The organism is Pseudomonas sp. JAI111, assembly GCF_024809425.1.
Classification (GTDB): Bacteria; Pseudomonadota; Gammaproteobacteria; order Pseudomonadales; family Pseudomonadaceae; genus Aquipseudomonas.
Map to the genome: position 1 here is coordinate 142,018 of NZ_JANUCB010000007.1, position 13,887 is coordinate 155,904.

14 protein-coding genes are annotated in these 13,887 nt (G+C 60.2%); 5 read left to right on the forward strand and 9 right to left on the reverse strand.

Annotated elements, in window-relative coordinates:
- Positions 1-93 precede the first annotated feature (93 nt).
- The 7 genes from hflX to HNR03_RS21400 form a co-directional block, all read right to left on the reverse strand.
- Positions 94-1,395 carry a ribosome rescue GTPase HflX gene (gene hflX, locus HNR03_RS21370; RefSeq protein ID WP_259155611.1) on the reverse strand — a complete coding sequence of 434 codons (1,302 nt, stop codon included), beginning with the start codon at positions 1,393-1,395 and terminating at the stop codon, positions 94-96.
- Between the two features lie 12 nt (positions 1,396-1,407).
- A complete protein-coding gene (hfq, locus tag HNR03_RS21375) occupies positions 1,408-1,668 on the reverse strand; it encodes an RNA chaperone Hfq (protein ID WP_007902656.1) in 261 nt (86 codons plus the stop codon).
- Positions 1,669-1,762: 94 nt separating this feature from the next.
- Positions 1,763-2,734, reverse strand: coding sequence for a tRNA (adenosine(37)-N6)-dimethylallyltransferase MiaA (gene miaA, locus HNR03_RS21380; RefSeq protein ID WP_222590327.1), 972 nt, complete (start codon positions 2,732-2,734; stop codon positions 1,763-1,765).
- Entirely contained in the window at positions 2,734-4,632 is a 1,899-nt protein-coding gene (gene mutL / locus HNR03_RS21385; RefSeq protein ID WP_222589535.1) for a DNA mismatch repair endonuclease MutL, read from the reverse strand. The genes miaA and mutL overlap by 1 nt, the downstream gene beginning before the upstream one ends.
- Positions 4,633-4,640: 8 nt before the next feature.
- Positions 4,641-6,077 (reverse strand): N-acetylmuramoyl-L-alanine amidase, encoded by a 1,437-nt coding sequence (locus tag HNR03_RS21390; RefSeq protein WP_405046069.1) that lies wholly within the window; start codon positions 6,075-6,077, stop codon positions 4,641-4,643.
- Positions 6,078-6,548: a tRNA (adenosine(37)-N6)-threonylcarbamoyltransferase complex ATPase subunit type 1 TsaE gene (gene tsaE, locus HNR03_RS21395; RefSeq protein ID WP_222589534.1), complete on the reverse strand. Its 471-nt coding sequence runs from the start codon at positions 6,546-6,548 to the stop codon at positions 6,078-6,080.
- Entirely contained in the window at positions 6,536-8,035 is a 1,500-nt protein-coding gene (locus tag HNR03_RS21400; RefSeq protein WP_259155613.1) for an NAD(P)H-hydrate dehydratase, read from the reverse strand. The genes tsaE and HNR03_RS21400 overlap by 13 nt, the downstream gene beginning before the upstream one ends.
- A 63-nt stretch (positions 8,036-8,098) precedes the next feature.
- On the opposite strand from HNR03_RS21400, the gene queG reads away from it, so the two are divergent.
- Positions 8,099-9,163, forward strand: coding sequence for a tRNA epoxyqueuosine(34) reductase QueG (queG, locus tag HNR03_RS21405; protein WP_259155614.1), 1,065 nt, complete (start codon positions 8,099-8,101; stop codon positions 9,161-9,163).
- Between the two features lie 97 nt (positions 9,164-9,260).
- Here queG and HNR03_RS21410 read toward each other — a convergent pair whose 3' ends face one another.
- The gene (locus HNR03_RS21410; protein WP_007945604.1) at positions 9,261-9,872 is read right to left on the reverse strand and encodes a trimeric intracellular cation channel family protein; all 612 of its coding nucleotides are present in this window, start codon (positions 9,870-9,872) and stop codon (positions 9,261-9,263) included.
- A gap of 193 nt (positions 9,873-10,065) precedes the next feature.
- On the reverse strand, positions 10,066-10,608 hold the full coding sequence (orn, locus tag HNR03_RS21415) for an oligoribonuclease (protein WP_090176271.1): 543 nt from the start codon (positions 10,606-10,608) through the stop codon (positions 10,066-10,068).
- Positions 10,609-10,715: 107 nt separating this feature from the next.
- On the opposite strand from orn, the gene rsgA reads away from it, so the two are divergent.
- From rsgA to HNR03_RS21435, 4 genes are all read left to right on the forward strand, one after another.
- Entirely contained in the window at positions 10,716-11,747 is a 1,032-nt protein-coding gene (gene rsgA / locus HNR03_RS21420) for a small ribosomal subunit biogenesis GTPase RsgA (RefSeq protein WP_222589531.1), read from the forward strand.
- A 211-nt stretch (positions 11,748-11,958) separates the two neighbouring features.
- On the forward strand, positions 11,959-12,366 hold the full coding sequence (locus tag HNR03_RS21425; RefSeq protein ID WP_259155616.1) for a TIR domain-containing protein: 408 nt from the start codon (positions 11,959-11,961) through the stop codon (positions 12,364-12,366).
- Between the two features lie 3 nt (positions 12,367-12,369).
- Positions 12,370-13,329: a caspase family protein gene (locus tag HNR03_RS21430; protein ID WP_259155617.1), complete on the forward strand. Its 960-nt coding sequence runs from the start codon at positions 12,370-12,372 to the stop codon at positions 13,327-13,329.
- The gene (locus HNR03_RS21435) at positions 13,329-13,814 is read left to right on the forward strand and encodes a toll/interleukin-1 receptor domain-containing protein (protein WP_259155618.1); all 486 of its coding nucleotides are present in this window, start codon (positions 13,329-13,331) and stop codon (positions 13,812-13,814) included. Before HNR03_RS21430 ends, HNR03_RS21435 begins: the two co-directional genes overlap by 1 nt.
- The last annotated feature ends 73 nt before the right edge of the window (positions 13,815-13,887 follow it).

A 13,887-nucleotide genomic window follows, 5' to 3' on the forward strand; every position in this document is an offset into this window, starting at 1 on the left:
GCTCTCCATCTGATAAAGCAAAGACGCACCCACGGCGCGCCGACCAATGCTACAGAATGCCTGTCACCACGGCACAACCGCTTTCTCAGGCTTTTATTGCAAAGTGTGTTGCTCGATGAAGTCCATCGGCTGCAATCCTTCGCGGCTCACCAGTCGATTCAACTCGATTCGTGGCAAACGAACGGCCAGCAGGCAGACGCCTTCTTCGTCGTGTTCTTCTTTCTGTACCGCACCGGCTTCGAAAAACTGCGCACGCAGTCGAGCAAAACGTTGCGGCAAGCGCAAGGTGCCAACAAACAAATCATTGCCAAGCAGTTCGGCCACGGCCTGCTTGAGCAAGTCCAGACCTGTACCGTCCTTGGCCGACAACCAGACCCGCAGCGGCTTGCCATCGGCATCGCGCTGGATTTGCGGCTCAACGCCCTCAAGCAAATCGAGTTTGTTGTATACCTCAAGGATCGGCAAGTCCTGGGCACCGATCTCGCCCAGCACCACCATCACCTGCTCGATCTGCAACATGCGATCCGGTTCGGCCGCATCGATCACGTGCAGCAGCAGGTCGGAGTTGCTCGACTCTTCGAGCGTAGACCGAAACGCCTCGACCAGTTTGTGGGGCAAATGACGTATGAAACCCACAGTGTCGGCCAGGACAATCGGCCCCAGGTCGTCGATTTCCAGACGGCGCAAGGTCGGGTCCAGCGTGGCAAACAACTGGTCAGCCGCGTACACGTCGGATTTCGTCACGTTATTGAAGAGCGTGGATTTGCCGGCGTTGGTGTACCCCACCAGGGACACGGTAGGAATGTCCGCACGCGAACGGCCGCGTCGCGACTGCTCGCGCTGACTGCGCACTTTTTCCAGCCGGCCCTTGATCTGTCTCAGGCGAACCCGCAGCAAGCGGCGGTCGGTTTCGAGCTGGGTTTCACCCGGGCCACGCATACCGATACCGCCACCCTGACGCTCAAGGTGAGTCCAGCCACGAACCAGCCGGGTGCTCATGTGGTCAAGCTGGGCCAGTTCTACCTGGAGCTTGCCTTCATGGGTACGGGCGCGCTGGGCGAAAATATCGAGAATCAGACCGGTACGGTCGATCACGCGACACTCGAAAACACGTTCGAGGTTACGTTCCTGACTGGGCGTGAGGATGTGATTGAAAATCACCAGATCTGCCTTTTCGGCATGGACCAGGTCGCGCAGCTCCTCGACCTTGCCGCTGCCAATCAGGAATTTGGCGGTTGGCCGATGACGCGGCACGTTAAAAAACGCAACGGTCTCGGCGCCGGCCGAATTAGCCAATTCCTGAAACTCCTGCGGATCTTCGCGCGCCTCAGGGTCCTGTCCATCCAAGTGAACGAGGATTACTCGCTCACCACCACCGTGGCGCTCAAAGAACAAAGGAGACTCCTATCAGGCGTTACCTGGCTCAGCGTCACCTGCTTCGGATTCGGTTGCGCTAGGCAGACGAATTGGACGAACCGGCACCACTGTAGAGATAGCGTGTTTGTAAACCATCTGGCTGACGGTGTTTTTCAGCAGGATAACGAACTGGTCGAAAGACTCGATCGTGCCTTGCAGTTTGATCCCGTTGACCAGGTAGATGGACACCCCAACTTTCTCTTTACGTAAAGTATTCAAGTAAGGGTCTTGTAGCGAATGCCCTTTTGACATGTGCCGCACTCCTTTAAGGATTCAATATAAAAAATAGGTAAACAGATGGCTTGTGGCCATCACACCCCCAAGGATAGACGGCAATTGCAAGGACTCAGCTCAATATGGAGATGGTCCCCAGGTATTTCAAGGCGCGCGGCAGATTGTCGCAATCCAGGCTGTCCAACCAGTGTAAATCAGCCCAGCTGCGCAGCCAGGTGAACTGGCGCTTTGCCAATTGGCGCGTGGCAATGATTCCACGCTCCTGCATCTCGGCTTGCGTCAGCTTGCCATCCAGGTAGTCCCAGACTTGTCGGTAGCCTACCGCACGTATAGACGGCAACCCTGAATGCAGGTCACTGCGTTTACGCAGGGCTACGACCTCGTCAATGAATCCCTGTTCCAACATGTTCGTGAATCTTTGTTTAATTCGCTCGTGCAGTACTTGGCGATTTGCCGGAGCAATAGCCAAGTTCGCGACAGTATAGGGCAATTGTTGCAGTCCCGAAGCGGCTGCTTCAGTACTTTGCGCAGATTGTCGCAACCTGAGCTCAGTCATGCTCTGACCACTGACTCGATAAACTTCCAGCGCTCGACTGAGCCGCTGGGGATCGTTCGGATGAATACGCGCTGCAGATACCGGGTCAATGACCGCCAATTGTTCGTGCAGCGCAGGCCAGCCAAGGCGTGCAGCCTCTTCTTCGATCTGCGCCCGGACATCGGGATCAGCCGCCGGCATGTCGGCCAGGCCTTCAACCAAAGCCTTGTAATAGAGCATTGTGCCGCCGACCAGCAGCGGAATTTTACCCCGCGCGGTGATTTCGGCCATTGCTTCCAGGGCATCACGACGAAAATCCGCCGCCGAATAACTCTCTGCAGGGTCGAGAATATCGATCAGACGGTGTGGGAATTCGGCCAACAGTTCTTTGGAAGGCTTGGCGGTGCCGATGTCCATGCCGCGGTAAACCAGCGCTGAATCGACACTGATCAGCTCGCAAGGCAGGACTTTGGTGAGTTCGATGGCCAGGTCGGTCTTGCCGGCGGCAGTCGGGCCCATCAGGAAAATCGCAGGAGGGAGCTGGCTCATCAACGACCGCGCAAAAACAGTTTGTCCAGATCGTCCAGCCCCAGTTGGGTCCAGGTCGGTCGGCCATGGTTGCATTGACCGCTGCGCTCGGTGTTTTCCATGTCGCGCAGCAGACCGTTCATTTCCGGCAGCGCCAGGCGCCGATTCGCCCGAATCGCGCCGTGGCAGGCCATCGTGCCGAGCAGTTCGTTCAGGTGCGCCTGAATCCGGTCGCTGGTGCCGTACTCCATCAAATCCGCCAGGACATCGCTGACCAGGCGGTTGGCCTCGGCCTGTTTCAGCAATGCGGGGATTTGCCGAATGGCCAGTGTTTCCGGGCCCAGGCGCTGCAGTTCAAAGCCCAGGCGCTGGAACCACGCGACGTTTTCTTCGGCGCAATCGGCTTCGCGCTGGCTGACCGCCAGGGATTCCGGAACCAGCAATGGCTGGCCACTCAGCCCTTCACTGGCCATGGCGACTTTCAGGCGCTCGTACATGATCCGCTCATGGGCGGCGTGCATGTCCACCAGCACCAGTCCCTGGGCGTTTTCCGAAAGGATGTAGATACCTTTTAGCTGCGCCAGCGCATAACCCAGCGGCGGAATATCGTCCTGTCCGGCCGGTAATGCGACGGCGTTGGCTTCTGGCAGCGGTGCAAAAAATTCACGGTACGCGGCCTGCGCTTCAGCCACCGGGACACCGGACTGAGGCCGCGGGGTGTATTGATATTGATAACCCGCGCCTGCGCCCGAGCCCGCCGGCGTATTGAACGACGGCTGCGCCTGAGGCTGTTCCAGCAAGGCATTGGCCGCCAGACGCATCTCGCCTTGCGGACCGAATTCGCCAGCATCGATGCCGGTGGGTCGCACAATGGCGGTCGCCACCGGGCTGGCCAAATGATCTTCCGGCCGCACATCGCCCAAGGCACGGTGCAAGGTGCCATAGAGGAAATCGTGGACCATGCGCCCGTCACGGAAGCGCACTTCGTGTTTGGTCGGGTGGACGTTGACGTCGACACCCGCCGGATCGACTTCGAAAAACAGCACGAATGTCGGGTGCCGGCCGTTGAACAGCACGTCGCGATAGGCCTGGCGTACCGCGTGGGCCACCAGCTTGTCGCGGACCGCACGGCCATTGACGAAGAAATACTGCAAGTCCGCCTGGCTGCGGTTGAACGTCGGCAACCCGACCCACCCCCACAAATGCAGACCATTGCGCTCGATTTCGATCGGCAGCGCCTGCTCGAGGAAACCGGAGCCGCAGATGGCCGCCACACGCCGGGCGCGGGCCGCGTCGTCATGGGCTTCATGCAGGCTGAGGATGGTCTTGCCGTTGTGACGCAAATGGAACGCCACGTCGAAACGCGCCAACGCCAGGCGCTTGATCACTTCTTGCAGGTGATCGAATTCGGTTTTTTCAGTCTTGAGGAATTTGCGCCGCGCCGGTGTGTTGAAGAACAGGTCGCGCACTTCGACCGAGGTACCCACCGGATGGGCGGCCGGTTGCACCCGAGGCGCCATGTCCCGGCCTTCGGTCTCGACCTGCCAGGCCTGATCGGCATCCTTGGTGCGGGATGTCAGGGTCAGGCGCGCAACAGAGCTGATCGAAGCAAGGGCCTCACCGCGAAACCCGAGGCTCATGACTTGCTCGAGGTCTTCGAGATTTCGAATCTTGCTGGTGGCGTGTCGTGCCAGGGCCAGCGGCAAATCATCGGCAGAAATGCCACTGCCATCATCGCGAACCCGCAGCAACTTGACGCCGCCCTGCTCCACGTCCACATCGATGCGCCGGGCACCGGAGTCGAGGCTGTTTTCCAGCAGTTCCTTGATGACCGACGCCGGGCGCTCAACCACCTCACCCGCGGCAATCTGGTTCGCCAGCCTTGGGCTGAGCAGCTCGATGCGAGCTGCTTGGGTCAGCACCTGATTCATTCCTTGGCCGCCAGTTCGGTGCCGGGAATGGTCAAGGTCTGACCGATTTTCAGCTCATCGCTTTGCAGGTTGTTGGCGCTGCGCAGGGTGGCCGGCGATACCTGATAACGCACGGCGATCATCGCCAGCGTCTCGCCCGGGCTCACCCGGTGATCGCGAGGGCCTTGCACGATTTTCCCGGAATCACGCAGCCAGGCGATGTAAGTGCCCGGCGGTGGATTCTGCTGGAAGAACTGACGCACGCCACTGCTGATCGAACGCGCCAGCGCCTGCTGGTGATTCGCTGCCGCCAACTTGGACGCTTCGTTGGCATTGGAGATGAACCCGGTTTCGACCAGGATCGATGGAATGTCCGGCGACTTCAGCACCATGAACCCGGCCTGTTCCACACGCTGCTTGTGCAACGGCGTGACCCGGCCAATGTTGCTCAGCACTTTCTGGCCAACGTTCAGGCTGGAGGTCAGGGATGCGGTCATCGACAAGTCCAGCAATACGCCCGCAAGCATGCGGTCCTTGTCGTCGAGGCTGACGTTGCCGGCGCCGCCGATCAAGTCGGAACGGTTTTCGCTGTCGGCCAGCCAACGGGCAGTCTCCGACGTTGCGCCGCGATCGGACAAGGCGAACACCGATGCACCAAAGGCAGCAGCCGAAGGCGCGGCGTCGGCGTGGATCGAAACGAACAGGTCGGCGCCCTTCTTGCGGGCGATTTCAGTACGGCCACGCAACGGAATGAAGTAGTCACCCGTGCGGGTCAGTTCTGCGCGGAAGCCTTTCATGCCGTTGACTTGACGCTGCAATTCACGGGCGATGGCCAATACCACGTCTTTTTCCTTCTGGCCGCGAGAGCCTGAGGCCCCCGGGTCTTCACCACCGTGGCCGGCGTCGATCACCACCATAATGTCGCGTTTGCCAGCCGGCGCGGGCGGCAGCTTCACTGCCGGCTCCGTCGGAGTCACCGGAGTCACCGGAACCGGCGCTACCGTCGCAACGTTGGTCTGCACGGGAATCGGCGCGGCGGCGTCGGCGCTATCGAACAGGTCGACCACCAGGCGATTGCCGTATTGGGCGTTTGGCGCCAAGGTAAAACTTTTCGGGGTGACGGCTTTTTTCAGGTCGATGACCACCCGCAGGTCCGTCGGCGTGCGCTGGGCCGAACGCATGGCGGTGATCGGGGTGTTCGAGGTGTTGAGCTTCAGCGGCGCAGCAAGGGTCGCGCCATTGATATCGATGACCAGCCGGTCCGGGGCGCTCAAAGTGAATACGCTGTGTTGCACCGGCCCCGTCAGGTCGAACACCAACCGTGTGTTGTCCGGAGCCCGCCACAGGCGAACGCTGTTGACCTTTGTCTCGGCCACAGCGTCGACGGTCACCGCCAAAAACAACACTCCTACGGCAGCTACCATCGCGCGAAAGCGCATACCTAACCCCATCATTTAATTGGTTTCCAATGCCAAAGCGGCACACCAGGACTCGCCACGCGAGCCTTGGGACAAAATTTTCAGCGAACGCCCGCTGTCTTGCGGGCTAATGGTAATGGTCAGGTCGGGCTTTGGCAAAAAGCCTGCACCCTTCTGGGGCCATTCGATCAGGCAAAGCGCATCGTCTTCGAAATAATCGCGGATGCCCAGGTACTCCAGCTCCTCAGGGTCGACCAATCGATAGAGGTCGAAATGGAAGGCCCGGATGTCGCCGATCTCGTAAGGCTCGACCAAGGTGAACGTCGGACTCTTGACCGCCCCTACGTGCCCCAGGCCACGGATGATGCCCCGTGACAGCGTGGTTTTCCCCGCCCCCAGATCCCCTTCCAGAAAAATCAGACCGTGCCCTTGGGTGGTTTTTGCAATGCGTTCGCCAAATGCGGTCATCGCCTCTTCATCAGCCAGATACAGGGTTACTTCAGACACGGTGCTTGCTCCTCCAACAACTGACGAATGGCCGGAATCAGATCACTGGCCGCCAGCCCACGGCCCGATTTACCGACTTGCGCGCCGGCATTGGCGTGTAACCAGACTGCCAGGCAGGCAGCATCGAAGGCGTCCATGCCTTGGGCCAGCAACGCGCCGGCCAGACCGGCCAGCACGTCGCCCAAACCAGCGGCAGCCATTGCCGGGTGGCCCTGATGACACACCGCCAGACGCCCGTCAGGACTGGCGACTAGACTGCCAGCGCCTTTCAAAATCACTACCGCTGTATATTTTTTGCTCAATGCATGGGCCGCGGCCGGCCGATCGGCCTGAACCTCGGCGGTGCTTATCCCCAACAATCGCGCCGCTTCCCCCGGATGCGGCGTGATCACGCAGTCCTTGGGCAAGCTCACCTGCCCTTGTGCCAGCAGATTCAGCGCATCGGCATCCCAGACTTGCGGCAACGGTGCATTGGCTGCCGCCGACAACAGGCTGCGCCCCCAGGAAGTCTGGCCCAGGCCCGGGCCAACCACCAGTACGGAAACCTTTTGCAGCAGTCCCATCAGCTGATTGGCCGACGAAACCCCAAGCACCATCACCTCAGGGAGTCTGGCCAACGCCGCCGGAACATGCTCACTGCGCGTGGCCACGGACACCATGCCTGCACCGCTGCGCAGGGCACTTTGCGAACTCAGCAGGATCGCACCACCCAAGCCACGGTCACCGCCAATCAGCAAAACATGGCCGAATTTGCCTTTGTGAGACGTCGGCGCACGGCTCGCCAGACGCGGCAGGTTACCGGCCGACAGACGGCAAGCGCTGACAGCGACCCCACTGATGGTCTCGGTGCTCGCTTGCAGATCATTGAAAACCAGCTCCCCCACCACATCAGCCGCGTCACCGGTAAACAGCCCCAGCTTCAAGCCAATGAAGGTCACGGTCAGATCAGCACGAATGGCCACGCCGAGTACGCGCCCGGTATCGGCACTCAGTCCGGAAGGAATATCCACCGCTGCGACGGGCAAGCCACTGGCATTGATCGCTGTGATTGCGCTGGCATAGGGCTCTCGCACCTCGCCGGTCAGACCGGTGCCGAGCAAGGCGTCCAACACCACACCACGCAGCTCGGAGTGCGGGCCCCAGGCTTGTACCGCGACGCCTTCCGAAACGGCCTCGGCGTGAGCCAACGCCGCATCGCCCTGCAAATGCTGGGGATCGCCCGCCGCCAACACCCGCACATGCCAGCCGGCACGCCGGGCCAGCACCGCCACCAGATAACCGTCGCCGGCGTTGTTACCGCGACCGGCCACGACCGTCAATTCGTTCGCCGTCGGCCAATGACGGACCAGCGCCCGCCACGTCGCCCGGGCAGCACGCTGCATCAATTCGAAGCCCGGCGTACCGGCCGCGATCAGGCTCGCGTCGAGGGCTCGCACTTGCGCGGCGCTGTACAGCGCGTCGGGTAAATCATCTTTAGTGTGCGGCATGCGTCTTCGGGCTCCGATGTCTGGCAGAATTATACGCACCTCAGCTCCGGTTTCTCTCGCCTCATGCCTGCTATTAACACAGACCTCCCCGCCCTCGCCCAATCCATCAAGGACTGGGGCCGCGAGCTGGGCTTTCAGCAAGTCGGCATCAGCGGCCTGGACCTCGCCGAGCACGAACAGCACCTGGAACGCTGGCTCGCGGCCGGCTACCACGGCGAAATGGACTACATGGGCGCTCACGGCAGCAAACGCTCGCACCCGCAAGAGTTGGTGCCCGGCACACTTCGAGTGGTATCCCTGCGCATGGATTACCTGCCGGGCGACACTGAAATGGCCAAACGCCTGACTCAACCGACCAAAGCCTATGTCTCGCGTTATGCCTTGGGCCGCGATTACCACAAATTGATCCGTAAACGCGTGCAACAACTGGCCGAAAAAATTCAGGCGGTCATTGGGCCATTCGGTTACCGCACCTTTGTCGACAGCGCTCCGGTGCTGGAAAAAGCCATCGCCGAACAGGCCGGTCTTGGCTGGATAGGCAAAAACACCCTGGTCTTGAACCGCAAGGCCGGCAGTTATTTCTTCCTCGCCGAACTCTTTGTCGATTTGCCGCTGCCGGTCGACCCGCCACACAGCACCGAGCATTGCGGCCGCTGCACCGCGTGCCTGGACATCTGTCCGACCAACGCCTTCGTCGGCCCCTATGTACTGGACGCCCGGCGCTGCATCTCGTACCTGACCATCGAACTGAAAAGCGCGATCCCGGAAGATTTGCGCCCGCTGATCGGCAATCGGGTGTTCGGCTGCGATGACTGCCAGATCGTCTGCCCGTGGAATCGCTTCGCCCGTCCCTCCGGAGAAAGCGACTTCAAGCCACGGCACAACCTGGACAACGCCGAGCTGGCTGAACTGTTCATGTGGGATGAGGACAAATTCCTCAGCAGCACCGAAGGTTCTCCGTTGCGCCGGGCGGGTTACGAGCGCTGGTTGCGAAACCTGGCGGTGGGCCTGGGGAACGCGCCGTCGAGCATTCCGGTGCTGGAAGCGTTGAAGGCACGCCGCGACTATCCATCCGAATTAGTCCGCGAACACGTCGAGTGGGCCCTGAAACAACACGGACTTCTGTAGGAGCTGTCGAGAGTAACGAGGCTGCGATCTTTTGATCTTGTTGAAAAAGATCGCAGCCTCGTTGCTCTCGACAGCTCCTACCGGGATCCCGTGGAGGTCAGGCTTCGTCGTTGTAAACGAACTTCGGCATTTCCCAGTGAAAACGAATCGCCAGCAAGCGCAACAGGAACCCGCCAAACAGGGTGATCAAAATCGCCTGTTCACCCGGCAGTTGCAGGTAAATGCAGAGCATGTAGCACCACGCCGCCGCGAACGAGACGCTGGCGTACAGCTCGCGCCGGAAGATCAGCGGGATGTCGTTGCAGAAAATGTCGCGCAGGATGCCACCGAAAACCCCGGTGATCACACCACTGACCGAGGCCACCAGCATGCCGTGGCCCATTTCCAGGGCGGTCATGCAGCCGATCAGGGTAAACGCCACCAGGCCGACGGCATCGAGCACCAAAAACAGCGAGCGCAGGTGACGCATCCAGCGTGCAGCGAAGACGGTGAACATGGCCGCGATGGAGGTCAGCACCAGGTATTCCGGGTGCTTGACCCACGTCAGCGGATAATGGCCGAGCAGCACGTCGCGCACTGAGCCGCCGCCGAGGGCCGTGATGCAAGCGATCAGCACCACACCGAACCAGTCCATGCCGCGCCGACCTGCAGACAGGGCGCCGGTCATGGCTTCGGCGGTAATGGCAATCAGGTAAAGCATCAGCAACATGGTGGCGGTCCTTGCAGGAAGGCGCGCAGTCTACTCACTTCACTGAAGCCCCAAAAGAGGGCACCAGAGAATCCAGCCAATCACCACGGGTGACTGTACTGGCCCTATCGCGAGCAAGCTCGCTCCCACAGGGACCGTGCAATCCGGTGGGAGCGAGCTTGCTCGCGATGGGGCCGGAACAGGCTCCGATGGATCAGAACTTGATGAAATGCTTGCGGTAGTGCTGCAACTCGGCGATCGATTCGCGGATGTCGTCCAGGGCCAGGTGGGTGCTGCCCTTTTTGAAGCTGTCGCGCACATCCGGCGCCCAGCGCGCCGCCAGCTCTTTCAGCGTCGACACATCAAGGTTGCGGTAGTGGAAGTAGCTTTCCAGGGATTTCATGTGGGTATAAAGGAAGCGACGGTCCTGGCAAATGCTGTTGCCACAGATCGGCGACTTGCCCTTCGGCACCCATTGTTCAAGGAAGGCGATGGTCTGCGCTTCGGCTTCGGCCATGCTGATGCGGCTGTCGCGAACCCTTTGGGTCAGGCCCGAGCCGCCGTGTTGACGGGTGTTCCACTCATCCATGCCGGCGAGGATTTCGTCGCTGTGGTGGATCGCGATCACCGGACCTTCGGCCAACGTGTTCAGGTCGCTGTCAGTGACGATGGTGGCCATCTCGATGATGACGTCGGTATCAGGGTTCAGACCGGTCATTTCCAGGTCGATCCAGATCAGATTCTGCGGGTTTTGCATGTGTCGGCTCCTAGGCAATGCTGCGCAGTTTAGCCTAGGGCGGCGCCCGGGCGTGCTAAACTCGCTGCCGTTTTACCTAATCGCTGCATTCTTCATACGGAACACCCATGGCCAAACGCCAACTCAATCGTCGTCAAAACTGGCGCATCGAAAAGATTCAGGGCGAACGCGCTGCCCGCGCCGCCAAACGCGAGTCCTCGGCTGTCGAGGCACTTGAAGGTGGCGATCTGGGCCCGGAACAGACCGGCCTGGTGATCGCGCACTTCGGTGTGCAGGTCGAAGTCGAAGCCCTCGAAGGCGATTTGGCCGGCGAAGTGTTCCGCTGCCACTTGCGTGCCAACCTCCCAGCGCTGGTGACCGGCGATCAGGTGGTCTGGCGTGCCGGCAACCAGGGCATCGGGGTGATCGTGGCGCAATTGCCACGTAAAACCGAACTCTGCCGCCCGGACAGCCGTGGCCAGCTCAAGCCGGTAGCGGCCAACGTCGACATGATCGTCATTGTCTTCGCCCCGCTGCCCGAGCCTCATGCGAACCTGATCGACCGTTACCTGGTCGCTGCCGAGCACGCCGGGATTCGTCCGCTGCTGCTGCTCAACAAGTTCGACCTGATCGACGAGCAGAACGCCCCGGCGCTGAATGCCTTGCTGGCGGTTTACCGCACACTCGGTTACCCGGTGCTGGAAGTGTCGGCGCACCACGGCAACGGCATGGAACAACTGCAGAAGCAACTGGACGGACGCATTAGCGTCTTCGTCGGCCAGTCCGGCGTCGGCAAGTCCTCGCTGGTCAACAGCCTGTTGCCGGAAGTCGAAGCCCGTGTCGGCCCGCTGTCCGAGCTGTCCGGCCAAGGCACCCACACCACCACCACCGCGCGGTTGTTCCACTTCCCCGGCGGCGGTGAGTTGATCGACTCCCCGGGTATCCGCGAATTCGGCCTGGGCCACGTCAGCCGTGCCGATGTCGAAGCCGGCTTCATCGAGTTCAACGACCTGATCGGCACTTGCCGCTTCCGCGACTGCAAGCACGATCGCGAACCGGGTTGCGCCCTGCTCAAGGCCCTCGAAGAAGGTCGCGTGCAGCAGCAACGGATGAACAGCTACCGCTCGATCATCGCCAGCCTGCCCGAAACCAGCTACTAAACAGACACGCCCACCGCCCCGAGCCTTTCGGGGCGGTGGGTGGCTCGTCCGTCCTACAAAAACCCTTGCAAATTAAACGTCAGACCTTTCTGTAAGGCCTCTTCGCGCCTGTTTGAAGGACACGTCTCTTTAACCGCGCAGGCCTTGTTGCCGCCACCCAAATGCATACATTCAAGCCCTCTTCGCACTCTGGCGATACCGAGGGATAGCCATGCAAACCTACCATTTGTTCATTAGCCATTCGTGGAACTACCCGCACGCCCACGACAATCTCGTGCGCCTGCTGAACGCGAAATCCGACTTCGCGTTCAAGAACTTTTCAGTGCCGCCGGACAACCCCATCGTTGGCGCAAAAACCGATGAAGAGCTGGAAGAAGCCATCGAAAACAAGATTCGAGCGTGCTCGGCAGTGCTGATCATGGCGGGGATGTATTCGACCTACAGCAAGTGGATCAACAAGGAAATCGAGATCGCCCGGCGCATGGGCAAGGTGATCATTGCGGTCAAACCGTTTGGTGCCGAGCGGATCTCCACCGTGGTACGCCGGGCGGCACATGCCGAATGCGCCTGGAACACCAACAGCATCATCAGCGCCATTCGCACTCACGCGGCGGGTTGAACCATGCGCAAGGGACTGTTCATTGGAATCAATCATTACCGCCATGTTTCGCCACTCAGTGGCTGCAACAACGACGCGATGGCCATGGCCTCGGTGCTGGAACGCCACGCCAACGGGCGGCCCAATTTCAGCAGCAAGGTGCTGACCTCATCCGAGGAAAACCTGACTCACACCACTTTGAAGCAGCATATCCAGAGCCTGTTTTCTGGTGATTGTGATGTCGCGCTGCTGTACTTCGCCGGCCACGGCCAGTTCGATACCAGCATCGACGAGGGCCTGCTGATTCCGCAGGACTTCGGTCAGGGCGTCGAAGGCATTCGCATCAGCGACATCCTGAACTGGGCGGACAATGCCACCCATATCAAGAACAAAATCATCATCCTTGATTGCTGTCAGGCCGGTGCGGCAGCCGCCATGCGCGGGTTGCGAGGCGGCAGCAGCGTGATCGGCGAAGGCATGACGATCCTCACTGCCTGCAAGAAAGAACAGGTGGCTCTGGAAGGTGGCGGCCACGGCGTCTTCACCGGGCTGCTGCTCCAGGCACTGCATGGCGGAGCCGCCAATGTACTGGGCAAGGTGACGCCCGGCAGTGTGTATTCGTTCGTCGATAACGCGCTGGGGGCGTGGGAACAACGGCCCGTGTTCAAAACCAACGTCTCGCAATTCGTTCCATTGCGCGAAGTCACGCCACTGATTGCCGAAGAGACCCTGCGCAAGCTCAAGGACTGGTTCCCGGAACCAAGTCATGTCTTTGCGCTGGACCCAAGCTACGAACCCACAGAAGCCTCGTACGACCCAGAGCACGGCGACGTGTTCGCCCAACTGCAAAAGTGCAATCGCCATAGCCTGGTCGAGCCGGTAGACGCCGAGCACATGTACTACGCCGCCCTCAACTCCACAGGCTGCCGCCTCACGGCCCTCGGCGCCTATTACCGCGAACTCGCAATCAAGGGACACTTCTGATGCCAGTATTTATCAGCTATCGCCATACCGACCGGCCACACGCTATCGCCATCAGCTCCCGCCTGATCCAGGCCAACATCAAGACCTACTTTGACGTGCTGGATCCTGAATCACAGACCACTGACGACATCACCGGAGTCATCACCCGCAACATCACAGCGTGCACGCATCTGATAGCAGTGGTCTCGGACCAGACCGCATTGTCATGGTGGGTGCCCTTTGAAATCGGCGAAGCGACGATCAGTAACCGACGGATCTGCTCATTCAGGACAGAGCCGACGACACTGCCGCTGTACCTCGATAAATGGCCAAAGCTCAGCACCGACAGGGATCTGGAGTTTTTCATCGATGCCTATCGAGAAGAAGTGGCGACCAAGCGCTCAATGGCGCTGGATTCGATCAGCGAATCCCTATACGGGACCTACAGACGCAATGCCGACCTGTTCCACGACCACCTCAAGAACCGCATCAAGCGCGGTTTCTGAGTGTCAAGTCCGGAAATAGGTGTGAACCCAATTCAGGACGAAACAACAGGCACAAAAAAGCCGACATTTCTGT

Excerpts from the sequence above, each read along its gene's own strand:
- hfq (WP_007902656.1), bottom strand. The coding sequence starts at position 1,668 with ATGTCAAAAGGGCATTCGCTACAAGACCCTTACTTGAATACTTTACGT.
- miaA (WP_222590327.1), bottom strand. The coding sequence starts at position 2,734 with ATGAGCCAGCTCCCTCCTGCGATTTTCCTGATGGGCCCGACTGCCGCC.
- HNR03_RS21390 (WP_405046069.1), bottom strand. The coding sequence starts at position 6,077 with ATGATGGGGTTAGGTATGCGCTTTCGCGCGATGGTAGCTGCCGTAGGA.
- HNR03_RS21400 (WP_259155613.1), bottom strand. The coding sequence starts at position 8,035 with ATGCCGCACACTAAAGATGATTTACCCGACGCGCTGTACAGCGCCGCG.
- queG (WP_259155614.1), top strand. The coding sequence starts at position 8,099 with ATGCCTGCTATTAACACAGACCTCCCCGCCCTCGCCCAATCCATCAAG.
- HNR03_RS21410 (WP_007945604.1), bottom strand. The coding sequence starts at position 9,872 with ATGTTGCTGATGCTTTACCTGATTGCCATTACCGCCGAAGCCATGACC.
- orn (WP_090176271.1), bottom strand. The coding sequence starts at position 10,608 with ATGCAAAACCCGCAGAATCTGATCTGGATCGACCTGGAAATGACCGGT.
- rsgA (WP_222589531.1), top strand. The coding sequence starts at position 10,716 with ATGGCCAAACGCCAACTCAATCGTCGTCAAAACTGGCGCATCGAAAAG.
- HNR03_RS21425 (WP_259155616.1), top strand. The coding sequence starts at position 11,959 with ATGCAAACCTACCATTTGTTCATTAGCCATTCGTGGAACTACCCGCAC.
- HNR03_RS21430 (WP_259155617.1), top strand. The coding sequence starts at position 12,370 with ATGCGCAAGGGACTGTTCATTGGAATCAATCATTACCGCCATGTTTCG.
- HNR03_RS21435 (WP_259155618.1), top strand. The coding sequence starts at position 13,329 with ATGCCAGTATTTATCAGCTATCGCCATACCGACCGGCCACACGCTATC.